This is a genomic window from Actinospineispora spinosispora DSM 44797 (genome assembly GCF_000429025.1).
Classification (GTDB): domain Bacteria; phylum Actinomycetota; class Actinomycetes; order Mycobacteriales; family Pseudonocardiaceae; genus Pseudonocardia; species Pseudonocardia spinosispora.
This window is the reverse complement of sequence record NZ_AUBB01000006.1, coordinates 701,761-718,843: the sequence shown is the minus strand read 5'-3', so window position 1 is coordinate 718,843 and position 17,083 is coordinate 701,761. Positions and strand designations below refer to the sequence as shown.

At 70.3% G+C, this 17,083-nt stretch carries 19 protein-coding genes and 1 riboswitch; of the genes, 12 read left to right on the top strand and 7 right to left on the bottom strand.

Annotated elements, in window-relative coordinates:
* Positions 1 to 11: 11 nt before the first annotated feature.
* A riboswitch (cobalamin riboswitch) is annotated at positions 12 to 141 on the bottom strand.
* A gap of 132 nt (positions 142 to 273) precedes the next feature.
* Positions 274 to 642, bottom strand: a complete 369-nt coding sequence (locus tag G406_RS0103550) for a DUF4345 family protein (RefSeq protein ID WP_028932732.1) — start codon at positions 640 to 642, stop codon at positions 274 to 276.
* A gap of 22 nt (positions 643 to 664) precedes the next feature.
* On the opposite strand from G406_RS0103550, the gene G406_RS0103545 reads away from it, so the two are divergent.
* Complete coding sequence (locus G406_RS0103545; protein ID WP_037075056.1) at positions 665 to 1,435, top strand: AraC family transcriptional regulator; 771 nt, start codon at positions 665 to 667, stop codon at positions 1,433 to 1,435.
* Here G406_RS0103545 and G406_RS44440 read toward each other — a convergent pair.
* A complete protein-coding gene (locus G406_RS44440) occupies positions 1,340 to 1,945 on the bottom strand; it encodes a TetR/AcrR family transcriptional regulator (RefSeq protein ID WP_064742824.1) in 606 nt (201 codons plus the stop codon). The two genes, G406_RS0103545 and G406_RS44440, sit on opposite strands and share 96 nt — an antisense overlap.
* A gap of 98 nt (positions 1,946 to 2,043) precedes the next feature.
* On the opposite strand from G406_RS44440, the gene G406_RS44435 reads away from it, so the two are divergent.
* Positions 2,044 to 2,979, top strand: a complete 936-nt coding sequence (locus G406_RS44435; protein WP_051341430.1) for a TIGR03564 family F420-dependent LLM class oxidoreductase — start codon at positions 2,044 to 2,046, stop codon at positions 2,977 to 2,979.
* Here the strand turns inward: G406_RS44435 and G406_RS0103530 are convergent.
* The 4 genes from G406_RS0103530 to G406_RS0103515 are packed head-to-tail and all read right to left on the bottom strand — an operon-like array spanning position 2,936 to position 6,112.
* The gene (locus tag G406_RS0103530; protein WP_037074741.1) at positions 2,936 to 3,739 is read right to left on the bottom strand and encodes an ABC transporter permease; all 804 of its coding nucleotides are present in this window, start codon (positions 3,737 to 3,739) and stop codon (positions 2,936 to 2,938) included. The two genes, G406_RS44435 and G406_RS0103530, sit on opposite strands and share 44 nt — an antisense overlap.
* Positions 3,740 to 3,741: 2 nt before the next feature.
* On the bottom strand, positions 3,742 to 4,548 hold the full coding sequence (locus G406_RS0103525) for an ABC transporter ATP-binding protein (RefSeq protein ID WP_028932729.1): 807 nt from the start codon (positions 4,546 to 4,548) through the stop codon (positions 3,742 to 3,744).
* The gene (locus G406_RS0103520) at positions 4,545 to 5,015 is read right to left on the bottom strand and encodes a MarR family winged helix-turn-helix transcriptional regulator (RefSeq protein ID WP_342666183.1); all 471 of its coding nucleotides are present in this window, start codon (positions 5,013 to 5,015) and stop codon (positions 4,545 to 4,547) included. Before G406_RS0103520 ends, G406_RS0103525 begins: the two co-directional genes overlap by 4 nt.
* A gap of 44 nt (positions 5,016 to 5,059) precedes the next feature.
* A complete protein-coding gene (locus G406_RS0103515; RefSeq protein ID WP_028932727.1) occupies positions 5,060 to 6,112 on the bottom strand; it encodes an NAD(P)H-dependent flavin oxidoreductase in 1,053 nt (350 codons plus the stop codon).
* Between the two features lie 296 nt (positions 6,113 to 6,408).
* Here G406_RS0103515 and G406_RS0103510 point away from each other — a divergent pair, with 296 nt between their 5' ends.
* From G406_RS0103510 to G406_RS0103475, 8 genes are all read left to right on the top strand, one after another.
* The gene (locus G406_RS0103510) at positions 6,409 to 7,188 is read left to right on the top strand and encodes a cyclase family protein (RefSeq protein ID WP_028932726.1); all 780 of its coding nucleotides are present in this window, start codon (positions 6,409 to 6,411) and stop codon (positions 7,186 to 7,188) included.
* A 3-nt stretch (positions 7,189 to 7,191) separates the two neighbouring features.
* A complete protein-coding gene (locus G406_RS0103505; RefSeq protein WP_028932725.1) occupies positions 7,192 to 8,823 on the top strand; it encodes a thiamine pyrophosphate-binding protein in 1,632 nt (543 codons plus the stop codon).
* A gap of 116 nt (positions 8,824 to 8,939) precedes the next feature.
* A complete protein-coding gene (locus tag G406_RS0103500) occupies positions 8,940 to 9,461 on the top strand; it encodes a GNAT family N-acetyltransferase (RefSeq protein WP_028932724.1) in 522 nt (173 codons plus the stop codon).
* A 105-nt stretch (positions 9,462 to 9,566) separates the two neighbouring features.
* Positions 9,567 to 10,508, top strand: coding sequence for a DUF4129 domain-containing protein (locus G406_RS53610; RefSeq protein ID WP_169736583.1), 942 nt, complete (start codon positions 9,567 to 9,569; stop codon positions 10,506 to 10,508).
* A complete protein-coding gene (locus tag G406_RS53605; RefSeq protein ID WP_051341426.1) occupies positions 10,505 to 10,957 on the top strand; it encodes a hypothetical protein in 453 nt (150 codons plus the stop codon). The genes G406_RS53610 and G406_RS53605 overlap by 4 nt, the downstream gene beginning before the upstream one ends.
* Positions 10,954 to 11,988 (top strand): AAA family ATPase, encoded by a 1,035-nt coding sequence (locus G406_RS44420; protein WP_084215723.1) that lies wholly within the window; start codon positions 10,954 to 10,956, stop codon positions 11,986 to 11,988. Before G406_RS53605 ends, G406_RS44420 begins: the two co-directional genes overlap by 4 nt.
* Entirely contained in the window at positions 11,985 to 13,259 is a 1,275-nt protein-coding gene (locus tag G406_RS44415) for a DUF58 domain-containing protein (RefSeq protein ID WP_051341424.1), read from the top strand. The genes G406_RS44420 and G406_RS44415 overlap by 4 nt, the downstream gene beginning before the upstream one ends.
* On the top strand, positions 13,256 to 13,780 hold the full coding sequence (locus tag G406_RS0103475) for a hypothetical protein (RefSeq protein WP_028932723.1): 525 nt from the start codon (positions 13,256 to 13,258) through the stop codon (positions 13,778 to 13,780). The genes G406_RS44415 and G406_RS0103475 overlap by 4 nt, the downstream gene beginning before the upstream one ends.
* Positions 13,781 to 13,829: 49 nt before the next feature.
* On the opposite strand, the gene G406_RS44410 is transcribed toward G406_RS0103475, so the two are convergent.
* On the bottom strand, positions 13,830 to 14,810 hold the full coding sequence (locus G406_RS44410; RefSeq protein WP_037074734.1) for a hypothetical protein: 981 nt from the start codon (positions 14,808 to 14,810) through the stop codon (positions 13,830 to 13,832).
* 174 nt (positions 14,811 to 14,984) lie between these two features.
* Here G406_RS44410 and G406_RS44405 point away from each other — a divergent pair, with 174 nt between their 5' ends.
* Together G406_RS44405 and G406_RS59640 are read left to right on the top strand one after the other, a co-directional pair.
* Positions 14,985 to 16,367, top strand: a complete 1,383-nt coding sequence (locus G406_RS44405) for an aminotransferase class V-fold PLP-dependent enzyme (protein ID WP_051341422.1) — start codon at positions 14,985 to 14,987, stop codon at positions 16,365 to 16,367.
* 452 nt (positions 16,368 to 16,819) lie between these two features.
* Entirely contained in the window at positions 16,820 to 16,909 is a 90-nt protein-coding gene (locus G406_RS59640) for a putative leader peptide (RefSeq protein ID WP_425414559.1), read from the top strand.
* Positions 16,910 to 17,083 lie beyond the last annotated feature (174 nt).

Sequence of the window (17,083 nt, the reverse complement as noted above, 5' to 3'; positions counted from 1 at the left end):
AGGCGCGGCCCATCGGTGGTGGCACGACGGCGAGAGGACTGGCTCCCGGGCCTTTCGGCCCGGTCACAGAGGCGCGACCGCTCCGGACTTCCACCGGATTCCCTCGTCCGTAGTCGGACGACCGCAGCCTATGGCCGCACCCTCGCCCAGGCAACGCCCCGCGTCCCACCTCACGCCCGCAAGAAAGCCAGCTCGCACAGACCGAGCGCACGCCGCACAGAGGCCCCAGCTTCTGTGCGGCGTAGAGAACCTCTGTGCGAGCTGCGAGGGGGGTCAGAGGGTTGCGTAGAGCAGGAGGGTGGCGGCCAGGAGTTCGACCCAGAAGTAGAACCAGGTGGGGTAGAAGGCGCTCGGGCGGTCGAACGCTCGGGAGATCAGCCTGCCCAGTGCCATGCCGGCCAGCGCGACCGCGATCGCCAGCACCGCGCCGGGGCGCAGGCCCGCCACGTCGGCGGCGGCGCAGCCGAGCAGCGCGGCGACCGCGACGCCGAAGCCGCCGTAGACCGCGCGCACCTCGTTGCGGGCGTCGGGGACGGTCAGCGCGATGCCGAACGGTTTGATCAACACAGCGGGCGCGACGAGACCGAGCAGCCCCATGCCCAGGAAGAAGACCGCGACCAGCGCGATCAGTACGGTAGCCATGGGAGGAAGGATCGCGCGGCTGATGCCACCGACGCTGTCAGAAACGTGCTCGCCCACGCTGTGGCTGTGGGCGGGTCGTGTCCTGTACCTCGGTCCGTCGCTCGACCTCGACCGGCATTCCGGCGCGGTCAGCTGTGTCGCGGTCGGGCTGGACGAGCCGTTCACCGTCGAGGTGACCGGCACGGTGACCGCGCGCAGCGCACTGATCCCGGCCCGGGTGCGGCATCGGCTGCGCTCACCGGGTGGGCGGATGATGTTCTGCTATCTGGACCCCGGCTCGCCATCAGAGCGTGCGTGCCGCGCGGCGATGAGCCAGGACACCGAGCCCGCGACCCGGCATCGGGACGAGGACGAGCTGATCGCTCTGGGACGTCGGCTCAGCGCAACCCCGGATGCCGACCTGGCCGACCGATGGCTAGACCTCGCGGCGCCCCGCCCGGCGTCCGTCGTCGGTCACCCCGGGATCCGGGGCGCGGCGGAGGCGGTCATGAACGACCCGGCCCGCAACTGGCGGGCCGGCGAGCTGGCCGCGCTAGCCGGCTGGTCGACCTCGGCGTTCCTGCGGGGCTTCCGCGCCGAGACCGGCACCAGCTTCCGCCGCTACCGGCTGTGGGCCCGAATGCTGCGCGCCTGTCAGGTACTGGCGGGCGGCGGCAACCTCACCCTGGCCGCCGCCGAGGCAGGGTTCGCCACTCCGTCACACCTGAGCAGCACGTTCCACACGGTGTTCGGGCTGACGCCGAGCAGGCTGCTCGACACCGGCGTCGCCATCCACGACCGGACCCGCCCGTAGACCGTCCAGCATGACCGTGACCAGATGGTCGCCCGCGCGTGCGCCCGGCCGGCACACCATCACGTTGAGCACGCTGAGGACCTCGTCGGCGGGCACGTCCGGACGCATGCTGCCCTCCCGCTGGGCTTCCGCGAAGAGCCGGAGGAACACCGCCTCCTGCGCCTGCTTCAGCTCGCTCAGGTCGACGCTGTCCGGGTTCTCCTCGCGCAGCGACTTGAGCATGGCCAGCGGAAGCTCGGTGCATTTGCGGACGATCTCCAGGAACACCTGCCAGCGGCTCAGATCAGTCGCCGCCGCGTCGCGGCTGAAGTCGAGCAGCTCGCGCATCGCCGAGGTGGCGATCTCGTCGACGAGGGCCTGACGGTCGGGGAAGTGCCGGTAGAGCGTGCCGACGCCGACCCGTGCCTCGCGGGCGATCTCGTCCATCGAGACGCCTGTCCCACGCGCGCGGAACAGCTCCAGCGCCGCGGCCACGATGCAGTCGCGGTTACGTCGCGCATCGGCCCTCATCGGCGACCTCCTCGTCGAATAACCGGAACCTGACGTTCACATTCTACGGTAGCCTCGATCTCAGAACCGGAATCTCCGGTTCCTATTAGGAGGTTGTCATGCGGATCGGCATCTACCTGGACACCGCGAACGGCGGGCTCGACGAGCTGATCGGCCGCATACGCGACGCGGCCGACGCGGGCCTGCACAGCGCGTACCTGAGCCAGATCTTCTCCTGGGACGCCCTGACCGTCGCGGCGCTGGCGGGGCAGGCGGTGCCGGATATCGAGCTGGGCACGGCGGTGGTCCAGACCTATCCCCGGCACCCACTGGCGTTGGCGGGCCAGGCACTGACCGCCCAGGCCGCGAGCGGGAACCGGCTCACCCTGGGCATCGGGCCGAGCCACGCGCCGATCATCGAGGGAGTGTTCGGCTATTCGTTCGAACGGCCGGTCCGGCACGTGCGCGAGTACCTGACCGCGCTGCGTCCGCTGTTGCGCGGCGAGACCGTCGAGTACCGGGGCGCCACGCTCAGCGTCGCGGGGCAGGTTCCGATCACCGGTGTCGAGGCCCCCGAGGTGCTGATCTCCGCACTCGGGCCGATGATGCTGCGGCTCGCGGGGGAGCTCGCGGACGGAACCGTCACAGTGTGGGCGACGCCCGAGACGATCGGCGAGCGCATCGTTCCGGCGCTCACCGAGGCGGCGGTGGGCCGGCCCGCGCCGAGGGTGGTGGCCGCCGTGCTGGCCTCGGTCACCCACGATCCGGACGGTGCCCGCGAGCGGATGGCGCAGCGGTTCGGCGTGGCGAACGAGCTACCCAGCTACCGGCTGCTGCTGGCTCAGCAGGGAATGACCGGTGTGCACGAGACCATGGTCGCGGGTGACGAGTCCACCCTCGCCGACGCCGTCGACCGGTTCGCCCGCGCTGGTGTGACCGAACTGCTGGTCAGCGCGCACGGCACCGAGGAGGAGCGGGCCCGGACGCTCGACACGCTCGCCGCGATCCGGCTCAGCCGCGAGCCAGTCGGGGCAGCAGCGCCGCCGCGATACTGATCATCAACGCCGCCGAGACGACGAGCACCAGGAAGTCCAGCCCGAGGCGCGCGGGCGTACCGATCAGCAGGCCGCGCAGTGCCTCGACCTCGTAGCTGAGCGGGTTGATGTGGTTGATCACCTGCAGCCAGCCGGGCATCAGCTGCACCGGGTACAGCGCGTTGGAGGCGAAGAACAACGGCATGGTGATCGCCTGCCCGATGCCCATCAGCCGGTCCCGGGACAGCACGAGCCCGGCGATCGTGATCGACAGGCAGCAGAAGAACGCCGAGCCGAGCACCAGCGCCGCGACCATGCCGAGCAGGTTGAGCGGAGCCAGGCTCAGGTGTACACCGAGCAGCGCCGCGATGACCATCACGGCCAGTGCCTGGACGACGGCTCGGATCCCGGAGGCGAACGCCTTCGCCGCGACGAGTGCGACGCGCGGCGTCGGCGTCACCATCAGCTTGGACAGCACGCCGGCGTCGCGTTCCCAGATGATCTGGATGCCGTAGAAGATCGCGATGAACAACGCGGACTGGGCGAGGATGCCGGGCGCGAGGAAGTCCAGGTAGGGGGTGTTCCCGGTGGGGATGGCGTGGATGCGGGTGAACACCTGGCCGAACACCAGCAGCCACAGGGTCGGCTGCACCGCGCGAGTGATCAGCTCGGTGCGGTCGTGGCGCAGCTTCTGCAGCTCGACCAGGCACATCGCGCCGATGCGGGACAGCCCGGTGCGCACCTGGGTGAGCGCGCCGGGGTCGGCCGGAATCTCGATCATGGTCAGGACACCCTCCGAGCGGTACGGCGGGCGGCGCGTACGTCGCGCATGCTGCCGCTCGCGTCGTCGAGCCGGTCGCCGGTGTAGGCGCGGAACACGTCGTCCAGCGTGGCGTCCTCACCGAGGGTGCCGCGCAGCTGCGACGGGCTGCCCAGCACCTCCACCCGGCCTCGGTGCATCAGCGCGACCCGGTCGCAGCGCTGGTCGGCCTCCTGCATCAGGTGAGTGGTGACCAGGACGGTCATTCCGGTGTCCCGTTGGATCTCTTCGATCCGTGACCACACGCCGTCGCGCGCCACCGGGTCGAGGCCGACCGTCGGCTCGTCGAGAATCAGCAGCTTCGGCGCGCTGACCAGGGCTTGCGCCAGTTCGAGGCGGCGCACCATGCCGCCCGAGTAGGTCTTGGCCGACCGGTCGGCGACGTCGGCGAGGGCGACGGCCTCGAGCACCTCGTCCACCCGGGCGCGGCGTCCACGCCTGGGGACGTCGTAGAGCCTGGCGAACAGGGCCACGTTCTCCCTGCCGGTGAGGGTGGCGTCGGCGGAGAGCTGCTGCGGGACGTAGCCGATCAGCCTGCGGACCGCGGTGCGGCGGCGCGCCACGTCCACGCCGAACACCTCGATCGATCCCTCCGAGGGCGGCAGCAGGGTGGTGATCATGCGGATCGTCGTGGTCTTGCCCGCGCCGTTGGGTCCGAGCAGCCCGAACGTCTCGCCGGGCGAGACCTCCAGGTCGAGGTCGTCGACGGCGAGGGTGGAACCGAACCGCTGGTTCAGGCCGGTGCAGCGCACGGCGGGGATGTCGGTCACGATGCTGTGTCCTCCAGCTCGGTCATCAACCGGTGCAGCGCGGGCAGCGCCGCGTCGATCGCGTCCCGATCGGCGGCGCTCAACCGGTCCAGCGCCGAGCCGACCAGCCGGCCGCGCTCGCGGCGCCAGCTGTCGAGGCGCGACTGTGCCTTCTCGGTCAGCGCGAGCCGCGCGGCTCTGCGGTCCGCCGGGTCGACCGCGCGGTGCAGCAGCCCGGCCTCGCTCAGCTGGTTGACCAGGGTGCTCACCGAGTTCCCTGCCAGGTGCAGCGCGCGGGCGGCGGCCGCGACGCCGATACCCGGTTCGGCCTCGACGAGCTGCAGCAGCTCCAGCTGGGCCCCACGCAGCCGCGGGTTGCCCACGACCAGGCGCAGCCTGCGCCGGGTCACCCTGCGCAGGCCGGCCGCGACGGCCATGACCTGCTGGGCGGTGGTGGTCGAGGTCGACGTCGGTTCGGTGACGGTCACGCCACAAGGTTACCTCTTATTACGAGGTAAATGTGTCGCCCAGCTCAGGCGAGCAGTTCCCGCGCCTCGCGCCACATGCGCTCGACGATCGCGCCTGCCGGCTCCTCGGTCGCCAGCGCGGCGCTCTGCCCCGCCCAGTTGTTGACCTTGTCGATGCCCTGCGTCTCGCCCCGGCGCCACCGGGTGACCAGCTGGCGCTGATAGGGGTAGGGCGCGGGCAGCGGGGCGTCCGGGTCGGTCCACGCCGTGACGTAGGTGGTCGGTGCCGCGCGGCCCAACCGGCCCGAGTAGGCGCGGGTGGGAACGGTCGCCTCGGGCGCGAGTCCGTCGAGTGCGGATGACCAGCTCTTGTCGATCCCGGCCTCGGGGGTGCGCAGCAGTGCGGTGCCCACCTGGACCGCACTGGCGCCCAGGGCCAGCGCCGCCGCGACGCTCCGGCCGTCGGCGATGCCACCGGCCGCGACGATCGGCACCCTCAGATGGTCGGCGAACCGGGGGAGCAGCGCGAACAGGCCCACCACGGTTCGCTCTGCGTCGTCCGGATCGAAGCTGCCCCGATGGCCGCCTGCCTCCATGCCCTGCGCCACGATCGCGTCCGCGCCCGCCTCCTGCGCGGCCAGCGCGTCGTCCAGGGTGGTGGCGCAGGCGAACCACGCGACGTCGTGGTCGTGCAGCCGCCGCACGTAGTCCGCGTCGAACAGTCCCATGATCGACGAGACGACCGTCGGCCCGGCGGCGAGCATCGCGTCGCACTGCAGCGCGAAGTCCGGAAGCGGTGTCGGCTGCTCGCCGGGTGTGCCGTAGCGGGAGAGGAAACCCGACGCGGCGTCGATCCGCTCCTGGACGTCATCAGCCGGGTCCGGAATCCAGGTGTTCAGCTGCAGCGCTCCCGGGTGGTCGGCGCGGAACCGCTCGACCCACTCGGCGATCTTCTCCGGGCCGTCCAGGAGTACGCCACTGGCGCCCATGCCACCGGCGCGAGCCACGGCCGCGGCCAGCTCCGGCGGGCACGCGCCGGACATCGGTGCCTCCAGGATGGGGATCCGCAGCCCGAACCGGTCGCAGAACGCCTCGACCCGGCGCTGAACCTCCGACATGGATCCTCCTCGTGCTCGTCTGAGAGATGGCTGCCTCGTTCGGGAGATGAGTGGCCTGCTCGCCGGGCGAGATGCTGTCGATGATGATGAAATCATCGAGTGGTCGGTACTGCCCGGCAGCGCGGGCCACGGCCGGACGACGGGGCGAACGGGGCGGCGGTGGGTGGATCATGATTGTGACCGCGGCTATCGGCGATATTCGATTATCTTGACGGGCCCCATCGTCGCTGGTTACTTTGCGGTAGGTCGCAATAAGCAGCCCACGTGATAGATGAAATGGCTACACGGAGGTAATTTTGTCAGTACTGACGGACGTGCTCTCTGCTATTCACAATAATCACGTGGAAATCATTGACCTCACCGCGCCACTGGAGAGTACGACCCCGGTGCTGCGGCTGCCGGAGCCGTTCGCCAACACGATCAACTTCCAGCTCGAGGAGATCAGCCGCTACGACGAACGCGGCCCGCGCTGGTACTGGAACAACATCCACACAGGTGAGCACACCGGTACCCACCTCGACGCGCCGAACCACTGGCTCAGCGGCAAGGACGGCTTCGACGTCTCCCAGGTGCCACTGCGCAACCTGATCGGACCGGTCGCCGTTCTCGACGCGTCGGACCGAGTGGTCGACGATCCGGATTTCCTTTTGCAGATCGATGATGTCCGTGCGTGGGAATCCGAGCACGGACCGTTACCCGACGGCGGTTGGTTGATCTTTCGCACCGGATGGGACACCCGGGCCGCTGACCAATCCGAATTCCTGAACGTCGACAACACCGGATCCCACACGCCCGGCGTTTCGCCGGAATGCGCGCGGTGGCTGGCCGAGGAGACACCGATCATCGGGTTCGGTGTGGAGACGGTGGGTACCGACGCGGGCAAGGCGCCGGAGCTCGACCCGCCGTTTCCGTGTCACGAGCGCATCCTGGGCGCCGGTAAGTTCGGTCTCACGCAGCTGAGGAACGTCGATCGCCTCCCGGCGACCGGCGCGGTCCTCGTGGTGTCGCCGCTGCCGATCGTCGGCGGTTCAGGAAGCCCCGCAAGGGTGCTCGCGCTCGTGGAGAGGTCCGGCTGAGCGGTGGACGTAGCTGAGCTCGTCGGCACGACACTGGCGCGGCTCGGGGTGGCACAGGTCTTCGGGGTCGTGGGCAGCGGCAACTTCCACGTCACGAACGCGCTGCGCGCCTCCGGGGTGCCGTTCGTCGCGACCCGGCACGAGGCTGGTGCCGCCACGGCCGCCGACGCCTACTGCAGGCTCACCGGCCGGGTGGCCGTGGTCACCACACACCAGGGCTGCGGCTTCACCAACGCGCTCACCGGCATCGCCGAGGCCGCCAAGAGCCGCACCCCGCTGATCGTGCTGACCGGCGACACGGCGGGCGCCGCGGTGCTGTCCAACTTCAACGTCGACCAGGACGCACTGGCCAGAGCGGTCGGCGCCGTGGCGGAGCGGGTGCACTCGCCGGAGAGCGCGCTGGCCGACACGGTCCGTGCCTACCGGACCGCGGTACAGCAGCGGCGCACCGTGGTGCTGAACCTTCCGCTCGACGTGCAGGAGATGCCCTCGGCCGCATCGGAGGTGCCCGAGGTCGCGGTACCGGCCCGGGTGCGTCCGGACCACGGCGCCGCGGTCGCACTGGCCGACCTCATCGCGGGCGCGAGCCGGCCGGTGTTCGTGGCCGGCCGAGGTGCCCGGGCCAGCGGCGACCGCCTGCGTGCCCTCGCCGAGACGAGCGGTGCGCTGCTCGCCACGTCCGCCGTGGCGAACGGCCTGTTCCACGACGATCCGTGGTCACTGGGCATCTCGGGTGGGTTCGCCACACCGCTGGCCGCCGAGCTGATCACCGAGGCCGACCTGATCGTCGGCTGGGGCTGCGCGCTGAACATGTGGACGATGCGCCACGGCAAGCTCATCGGCCCGGAGGCGACCGTCGCCCAGGTCGACGTCGACCAGAGCGCACTGGGCGCGCACCGTCCGATCGACCTGGGCGTGCTGGGCGACGTCGGTCTGGTCGCCGAGGACGTCCTGGCCGAGCTCACCACCCGCGGCCTCACCGCCACCGGCTACCGGCACCCGGACGTGCGGGAGAGGATCGCCACGAGGGGCCGCTGGTCCGACGAGCAGACGCCCGACGAGTCGACCGCTGACGGCATCGACGCCCGCACGCTGAGCCGCATGCTCGACGACCTGCTCCCGGCCGAACGTGTCGTGGCGGTGGACTCCGGCAACTTCATGGGCTACCCGAGCGCCTACCTGTCGGTGCCCGACGAGCAGGGTTTCTGTTTCACCCAGGCGTTCCAGTCGATCGGACTCGGCCTGGCCACCGCACTGGGTGCGGCACTTGCGCAGCCCGACAGGCTGCCGGTCGCCGCGCTGGGCGACGGTGGCTTCCAGATGAGCATCGCCGACCTGGACACGATCGTGCGGCTGAAGCTGCCGATGGTCCTGGTCATCTACAACGACGCGGCCTACGGAGCCGAGGTCCACCACTTCACCGGCGAGGATCAGGACATCGTCCGGTTCCCCGACACGGACCTGGCAGCGGTGGGCCGGGGCTTCGGCTGCACCGCGATCACGGTCAGGACCGCCGACGACCTGGCCCAGGTGACCACCTGGCTGGACGGCCCGAGGGACACCCCGCTCCTGATCGACGCCAAGATCGCCGACACAGGCCCCGCCTGGTGGCTGGCAGAGGCCTTCGGCCACTAGCCACCACCTCCCCGGCGACTCTGCACACTCACGTGCTGCGTCGCACACGTCCGGACTTGTGCGACGCAGCACGACGGTGTGCAGAGTCCGAGCAGAGAGCAGGCAAGATCTGGGGTATGCCCCGGATTCGCACAGCGCGCGAGGACGAACTGCCACTGATCAGGGAGATCGAGCGGGCGTCGGGTGCGCCGTTCCGGGATGTCGGGATGGCGCAGATCGCCGACGAGGAGCCGATGAGCCTCGCCGACCTGACGCACTACTGGAGTGCGGGCAGGGCCTGGGTGGTGACCTTCGACGACGACGTCCCGGTGGGATTCCTGCTGGCGGAGCCGGTGGACGGCCACCTGCACATCGCGCAGATCTCGGTCCACCCGGACGCGGCGGGGCAACGGCTGGGGAGTGCGTTGATCGACTACCTGGACAGGAGGGCCGCCGAGGCGGGAGTCGACGAGCTGTCCCTGACCACTTACCTCGACGTGCCCTGGAACGGCCCCTACTACCGGACGCTCGGCTTCGCGGAGCTGCCCGAGGCCGAGTGGGGCGAGGGTCTGCGCGCGATCCGGCGCATGGAACGCGAGGCGGGCCTGGACACCTGGCCGAGGCTCGTCATGGTGCGGCCGGTGCCGGGTGCGGGCTGAACCTCACTCGTGTGGGGGTCCCGGAACTCGCCTGGGTGTGCCGATCGGGCGCCGAACAGCCACAATGTGGCACCTGAGACAGCGATGTACGACGGAACGAGGCGCATGACCGAGCAACAGGGCAAGGGGGGTGCGCAGAACTGGTTCGGCTCGACGCCGGTCCGGATCGGCGGCATCGCGGTGCTCCTCGTGCTCGCCGAGATCGCCGCCAGGGCCAGAGCGGGCGGTGACCTGCCGCACGTGGCCGGTCCATCCAGCGGGCTGGTGATCGGCACGATCCGCACGATCGGTGTCGGCGTGCTCGGCGCGGGGCTCGTCCTGCTGGTCTGGGGCAGGAAGATTCAGCGGCTGAAGATCGCCGCTGCCGCCGCCGGTCGCAAACCGCAGCTGAACAAGGCGCAGCGCAAGCGGCTGATCCTGGCGGTCATCGTCGGGTTCGGTGTCGCGGTGATCTACCAGATCATCCTGCAGCTGATCGGCCCGCCGAAGCGGCAGCAGACCGCTCCACCTCCTGATCAGCCCGGCCAGCCCAACGGCAACGGCTGGATCGACCAGACCCAGGGGCACATGCCCGGCGAGGCGGGCATCGGCACCTACATCACCGGGCTGGTCGCGGTCGTCGCGGTGATCGCGCTGGCCATCGTGCTGTTCCGCCGTAGCCAGCTGGTCGAGTACGTGGACGACGACGAGGAAGAAGAGGACGAGGACGAGACCGTTGCGCGCGCGGTCGTCGCCGGGCAGGCCGCGGTGCAGGACCGGGCGATCACCGATCCGCGTGAGGCCATCGTGGCGTGCTTCGCGGCGATGGAGCGGGCGTTGGCCAGGGTCGGCGGGGAGGCCGCCCCCAGGGCCGCCGACACCCCGCAGGAGGTGCTGCGGCGCGGTATCGACGGCAGCCGGCTGCCCGAGGAACCGGCCGGACGCCTGCTCGACCTGTTCCAGGAGGCCAGGTTCAGCACCCACCCGATGGGGGAGAGCGACCGGGACGCCGCCGACCGGGCGTTGACCTCGATCCTCGACTCGCTCGGCGCGGGGAGTACCCGGTGACCGCGTCGGTGCTGGCGCAGGGCTCGGTGGTCGGTTCCGTCACCGGACTGGTCGTCATGGGTCTCGGCGCGGTGTTCGTCGCGCTCGTCGTCGCGGGCGCCAACATCTGGCTGAAGTGGCAACGAATCCGCAGCCGGCCGCAGAAGATCGAACCGCACACGGTCGAGTCGTCGACGTTCTACCGGCGCTACCTCGTGGCCGCCGCCTGGGCGGGCGGCTCGATGCGCAACTGGGACCACAGCGTCCGTCCGGTGCTCTCCGAGCTGGTGGAGCTCGCGATGGCACAGCGGGTGGTGGGTAGCGAGGACCCGAGAGCCGCGGCCCGCGAGCGGCTCGGTGAGCTGTGGCCGCTGGTGGACCGTGACTCGCCCCGATCCCATGATCTGTCCACCCCCGGCGCGGGCCGTGAGGCCCTGCTGCAGATTCTCGACAGGCTGGAGAAGCCGTGACCGATGTGAAGCGCCGCGCCGAAGCGGTGCTGGATGAGATCGAGAAGGTGGTGGTCGGTAAGCGACCAGCACTGGAGTTGATCCTGTGTGCCGTCCTGGCCAGAGCGCACGTGTTGATCGAAGACCTTCCCGGGCTGGGTAAGACGCTCATCGCGCGGTCCTTCGCGTCGGCGCTGGGCCTCGGCTTCCGCCGGGTCCAGTTCACTCCCGACCTGCTGCCCGCCGACCTCACCGGCACGACCGTGCTCGAGCAGTCGTCCGGCGAGTTCAAGTTCCGGCAGGGCCCGGTGTTCACCAACCTGCTGCTCGCCGACGAGATCAACCGGACACCGCCGAAGACCCAGGCCGCGCTGCTGGAGGCGATGGCCGAGGAGCAGGTGAGCGTCGACGGGTACTCGCACCCGTTGCCCCAGCCGTTCGTGGTGCTGGCGACCGACAACCCCATCGAGTACGAGGGCACCTACCCGCTGCCCGAGGCGCAGCTGGACCGGTTCGGCCTGCGGGTCCGGATCGGCTACCTGCCCAAGGTCGACGAGGTCGAGATGCTCAGCAGGCGTCTCAGCCGGGGCTCGGCGCAGCAGGAGACCGGCCAGATCCTCGACGCTGAGACGCTCATCTCGATGCGCGAGGCGGTTGAGGCGGTCACGGTCGAGAAGGACGTGCTGGACTACGTCGTCCGGATCGTCGCGGCGACCCGCGAGGACAAGGACGTGCTCGTCGGGGCCAGCCCGAGAGCGTCGCTCGCGCTGTTGCAGCTGGCCAGGGCGCGTGCCGTGCTGGACGGTCGGGACTTCGTCACGCCGGACGACGTCAAGACGCTGGCCGTGCCGACGCTGGCGCACCGGCTGAGCCTGCGTCCGGAGATGTGGGTGCGCAGGGTCCAGGCCGAGGACGTGCTGACCCGCATCCTGAGCAAGGTGGCGGCGCCGCGTACCGTGTCGACCTCCTCCGACAGGCCCGCGTCCGCGCTGTCCTCCGAGCTGCTCGCCGACTCGAGCCCGAAGCAGCGTCGGGCGGAGCCGGGCTGGTGACCCAGCGCCGGATCGAATGGCAGCCGGCCGGCTGGCTGTTCACCGTGGTGACGCTCGCCGTGATCGTCGTGCTGTGCGTCGTCGCGCTCGGCCGCACCGAGATCCTGGTGTTCGCGGCGCCCTTGGTCGGGGCGTTGGCCGGCGGCTGGTGGACGACCAGGCCGCAGCAGTCCCTGCGGGTCGAGGCCACGACGTCGGCGGGGCGGGTGTTCGAGGGCGAGACCGTGACGCTCACCGTCGAGCTGGACGCCCCGTCGGGCATCGAGCTGATGGACGTCGAGCTGGAGTACGGCTACCAGCTGGACGCGCAGCTGATCCGGATGCGCCGGCCCACCAACAACGTGGTGCGTGCCGAGTGGGAGCTGAGTGCCGCCCGGTGGGGCCGTGCAGACATCAGGGTCCAGGTCACGACACGCGCCGCGAGCGGGCTGCTGCTCGGTGTGTCGCGCGCGGACCTCGCGCAGGTCGCGGTCTTCCCGAACGCCGACCGGATCAGCGCGGTGCCCCGCCCGATGGACCTGCCCGACCTCCTGGGGGTGCACCTGGGCAGGCGCAAGGGGGAGGGTGTCGAGTTCGCCGGTCTGCGCGAGTACCAGCCGGGGGACCCGCTGCGGTCGGTCAACTGGCAGGTCAGCGGGCGTCGGGGCCGGCTGCACGTGACCGAGCGGCTGGCGGAGCAGTCCGCCAAGGTCGTCACATTGATCGACGCGGCCGGTGACATCCATCAGCACGGGCCCTCGACGCTGGAGCTGTCGGTGCACGGCGCGCTGGCCGTGGTGCAGGCAGCGTTGCGCCGAGGGGACAGGGCCGGAGTGGTCGCGCTCGGCGGTGTGCTGCGCTGGATGGCTCCTGACCTGGGACGACGGCATTTCTACCGGATCATCGAGGCGCTGCTGGACGTGCAGCCCGGCGGTGGCTCGGCCCCGGCCAACGCCGGCGGGTTCCCGCGTACCGTGCTGCCCTACGGCGCCGCGATCGTGGTGTTCTCGCCGCTGCTGGACGAACGGGTGATCAGTGCGCTGATGGACCTGCGCAGGCGAGGGTTCGGCCTGGTCGTGGTGGACGTGCTGCGCGCCGAGCCGAAACCGAGGGACAACTCCGACTACGACCCGATCGCCATCCGGATGTGGCGGCTGGGCCGCGAGGGTGTCCGGCACCGGCTGGCGGACATGGGAATCCCGGTGAGTGTGTGGGCCGAGGACATCGAGCTGGACGAGGTGCTGCGGCCGATGTCGCTGCGTCCGCTGATCGGCAGCGGGGTCAGGCGATGACGGACACCGTCGAGGACCGGCGCCTGGGGCGCCCGGGGCCGTGCCTGCTCGCCGGGGCCGTGATGCTCGCGGTCCCGACCGTGCTCGCGCTGATCGCCGGGCCGCCCCGGTCGGCGGAGGAGTCCGATCTCGGTCTCGCGGTGACGATCGTGCTGGGTGTCGGGGCGCTCGCCGTGGTGCTCACCACCGTGCGGCCGAGGGCCGGGGCGATGCCCGCGCTGGCCGTGCTGTGTACCGCGCTCGCGCTGTTCCTGGTGCCGCCCGAGGCCATCGGTGACGGTGTGTGCGGCTTCGCCTGCCTGGCGTTCCTGCTCGCCGTCCGGCTGCACCGGCAGTCCCTGGCCGGTCCGGTCGATCTGGGCGAATGGTTCACCGCGCAACGCCCGATGCTCGTCGGTGCCGCGGTCACGACCCCTGCCGCGGTGGTGGCGGCGGCGATCCCCTCGGACTGGTCCCTCCTGGTGGCGGCCCTGGTCGGTGTGGGAGCAGCGATAATCTGCGCCCTCACCCTCCTCAACTGACCCGTGAGTGGCGCGGCCGCCTATAGGCGGCCGCGCCACTCACGGTCGTTTACCGGGGGTCTGAGTCGCGGAGCCAGTCCATGTCGGTGACCACCAGGCGGGGCCGGGACGTGCCCACCGCGGCGAGCGCCTGGGCGAGCTGGTCGCGGGCCTGCGCGGGGGAGTTGTCGGTACGGGAGCAACCGGCCTGCTGACGGCACGCGGCCTGCTGGCTCATCGCGCCGACCACCCGCAGCGGGCCCGCGCCGGTGCGTGCGCCCCAGCTGCTGATGTTGGCCCACTGTTTGGCCTGGACGCCGTCGGTCCGATAGATCTGGGGCAGCGCGACGACCGTGCTGGCCGCGCCGGTCGAGACGTGGTGGACGTCGGCGAGCGTCCAGCCGTTGGAGCAGGCCTCGCCGGGGCCGCTCTGGGGGCAGCCGTCGGCGGAGTTGGCTGCGTAGAGCAGCTTGCGGGTGCCACCGACGTAGGCGTCGACCCAACCGCGAGCCCAGTTCGACTTCGACCAGGACGGCTCACCGTCGAGGGCCCCGGTCACGGTGACCCGGGTGACCGGCGCGGCGGAGGCGACCTTGTTGACCAGTGTCGCCCAGGCGGCGCCCGCCTTCGCCGGGTCGGCTCCGCCGTCGGACTTGTTGTTCACACCCAACGCGAGGACGGCGTTGGTCTGGCCGCACTGGGTGAACCCCCGGATCCAGCCGGCGGCCGCACTGACTACCCAGTCGTCGTCGACCCGGACGGCGGGGGTGCTCACCGAGGTGCCGGGAGGGCGGATGCGCCCGTCCTTCTCCTGGGTGCCGAAGAACAGGACGCGCAGGCCGGGCACACCCGCCCGGCCGTCGGTGCAGCCGGATCGGTAGCCCTGGGCGTCCGCGGCGTCGTTGCCCCCGGAGGGCACCACGTAGTGGCTGGCCGGCACCGTGACGCTGGGAAGGGCCGCTGGTTCGGTGGCCGTCAGCGTCGCGGTCATGCCGGACGCGGTCAGGATCGCGGCCGCGGCCTGAGGTAACCACTTCTCCCATCGGCGCATGATTACGGAACGTAGCTTTTCTTCGGGTCTGTGCCGCACAGACACGCGAGCGTGTCGCCCGGATGGGTGGTCACGCTTCGGTCCGCTCATCACCGGACAGCCTGTCATGTCGACTAGCACACAGATGGGTCGGCTTATTACTACTAAATCGGTCAATTCAGACAGGATGGCCGGATGACCGATCTGTTGAACGACTCACTGTCCCCGCCCGGCGGGGACAGTCGAACACTTCCCCGGGTGTTCGGCACCGATTCCCGCACGACTCTCGCCGACGGCCGCGACGTTCGCGTCGTGCAACTCAACAATGCCGCCACCACACCGCCGTTCGAACGCACACTGCGCGAGACGGAGCAGTTCCTCGGCGCTTATGGCGCATTGCACCGAGGAGCCGGTCCACGGGCGAGGGCGACCGTCGAAGCCGTCGAACAGGCATTGGGGCGCATTCAGCGGTTCATCGGGCAGCCCGCCGACAACGGTCTGCTGTTCTGCGCGAACACCAGCGCGGCGATCAACCAGCTGGCCAGGTTACTGCCGCTCAGCACCGAGGACGTGGTGCTCACCTCGGAGATCGAGCACACCTCGAACAACCTGCCGTGGCGCTACAACACCCAGGCCAGGGTGGTCGACGTGCGCGCCGACGACAGTGGAGCGCTGGACCTCGAGCACCTGGACGAGCTGCTGGCCGCACACGCGGGCCGGGTGCGGCTCCTCGCGGTCACCGGGGCCTCCAACCTGACCGGGTTCTGCCCGGACCTTCGCGGGTTGGCCGACCGGGTGCACGCGGCCGGTGCGCTCCTGTTCGTCGACGCCGCCCAGCTGGCACCGCACCGGCGCATCGACATGGCCGAGTCCGGCGTCGACGCGCTGGCCTTCTCCGCGCACAAGGTCTACGCGCCGTTCGGTCTCGGCGTCCTCTCGGTGCCGAGGCACGTACTGGACCGGGCGCCGGCCGACCCTGGCGGCGGCTCCATCGACATGATCACCGATTCGGGGTCGGTGCTCTGGTCGCCCTCGGCGGAACGCCATCAGACCGGTACCTGGAACGCCACCGGCATCGTGGCGCTCGGTGCGTCCTGCGCCGAGCTCCTGGACGCCGGTTGGGACGTCGTGGAAGGGCACGAACGCGCGCTGGTCCGGTACGCGGCGGCCGAGCTGGCCACGGTGTCCGGGATTCGGATGACAGTGCCGGCCGAGCGCTACCTGACCGACGACCGCATCGGCACGTTCCCGTTCCTGGTGCCTGGGCAGCACCACGCCAAGGTCGCCGCGGTGCTGGAGCACGAGCACGGCATCGAGGTGCGCGCCGGCACGATCTGCAACCACCGCCTGGTGCGGCGCTGGCTCGCGGTACCCGACGACGAGCAGGCCCGGATCGAAGCGGAGATCGAGGCCGGCGACCGGCTGGCCAGCTATGGCATCGTGCGCGCCAGCCTGGCGTGCCACAGCTCGGTCGACGACGTGGACCGGCTGGTCGAGGCGCTGCGCTCGATCACGACCGAGGGCCCACGGCTGGAGTACCGGGCGGTCCCGGAGCACGAGACCTACGAGCCCGCCTAGGGCCGTGTTCCACCCTCGGGGTGGCTTCCTGGTGTCACGAGCACCGGGGAGCCACCCCGTTTCTGCGTTCAGCGCGGGAAAGTTGGGTGTCGGTGTGGCGGGTGGGATGGCCGGATGTTGCGCAGTGTCGTCGACCGGGGCAGTTTCGATCCAGGTCGGAAGCGCTGAACCTCGAACGGGTGACGACATGTTGATCTGGTCGGCAAGCTCGCCACAGTTCGTGCGCGTTACCGCTGCTGATCACACGATCTGGTGCTCTCAGTTCGGCTCGGGAACTGGTCAGAGGGCCCTTAAATCCACTGTTTTGGTTCAGTTTAGGTGGGTCGAGTCACGTTGTGAATCGATTCAGAAGCCGTATCGATCCGCGAGACGGCTCTTGACCGCGCCGTCAAGGGGGCAGACCGAGGGGGTGGGGTTTGACCACCCGGATGTCGTAATGCAAGTATTTCGACGTGCTCAGTTGGAAGCTATTCGCCGCCTACCGGATCCACGTGGATCTCCGGCGGCAAGCCAGCGCGCTGTGTACGAGGCCAGTGAGCTGATTCCTGCCCCGGTGAATCGCTCGTGACGCCTGGACAGTGGCGCCGAGAAAACATTCGCCAGGACCGAATCCGCTCAGCCTCTCTCTACTCCGGGTGATCTGAGGCGCTACGCGCCACAAAGTCTGTCATCTCCTTTGATCACCGTCCCGCACTCGGGTACCCGGTTGTTCTACC

What these genes read in the sequence shown, in the direction of transcription:
- G406_RS0103515 (WP_028932727.1), bottom strand. Translation starts at nt 6,112, where the DNA reads ATGTCGGAGGTTCAGCGCCGGGTCGAGGCGTTCTGCGACCGGTTCGGG.
- G406_RS0103500 (WP_028932724.1), top strand. Translation starts at nt 8,940, where the DNA reads ATGCCCCGGATTCGCACAGCGCGCGAGGACGAACTGCCACTGATCAGG.
- G406_RS44410 (WP_037074734.1), bottom strand. Translation starts at nt 14,810, where the DNA reads ATGCGCCGATGGGAGAAGTGGTTACCTCAGGCCGCGGCCGCGATCCTG.
- G406_RS53610 (WP_169736583.1), top strand. Translation starts at nt 9,567, where the DNA reads ATGACCGAGCAACAGGGCAAGGGGGGTGCGCAGAACTGGTTCGGCTCG.
- G406_RS0103550 (WP_028932732.1), bottom strand. Translation starts at nt 642, where the DNA reads ATGGCTACCGTACTGATCGCGCTGGTCGCGGTCTTCTTCCTGGGCATG.
- G406_RS44440 (WP_064742824.1), bottom strand. Translation starts at nt 1,945, where the DNA reads ATGAGGGCCGATGCGCGACGTAACCGCGACTGCATCGTGGCCGCGGCG.
- G406_RS44405 (WP_051341422.1), top strand. Translation starts at nt 14,985, where the DNA reads ATGACCGATCTGTTGAACGACTCACTGTCCCCGCCCGGCGGGGACAGT.
- G406_RS0103530 (WP_037074741.1), bottom strand. Translation starts at nt 3,739, where the DNA reads ATGATCGAGATTCCGGCCGACCCCGGCGCGCTCACCCAGGTGCGCACC.
- G406_RS0103545 (WP_037075056.1), top strand. Translation starts at nt 665, where the DNA reads ATGCCACCGACGCTGTCAGAAACGTGCTCGCCCACGCTGTGGCTGTGG.
- G406_RS44435 (WP_051341430.1), top strand. Translation starts at nt 2,044, where the DNA reads ATGCGGATCGGCATCTACCTGGACACCGCGAACGGCGGGCTCGACGAG.
- G406_RS0103475 (WP_028932723.1), top strand. Translation starts at nt 13,256, where the DNA reads ATGACGGACACCGTCGAGGACCGGCGCCTGGGGCGCCCGGGGCCGTGC.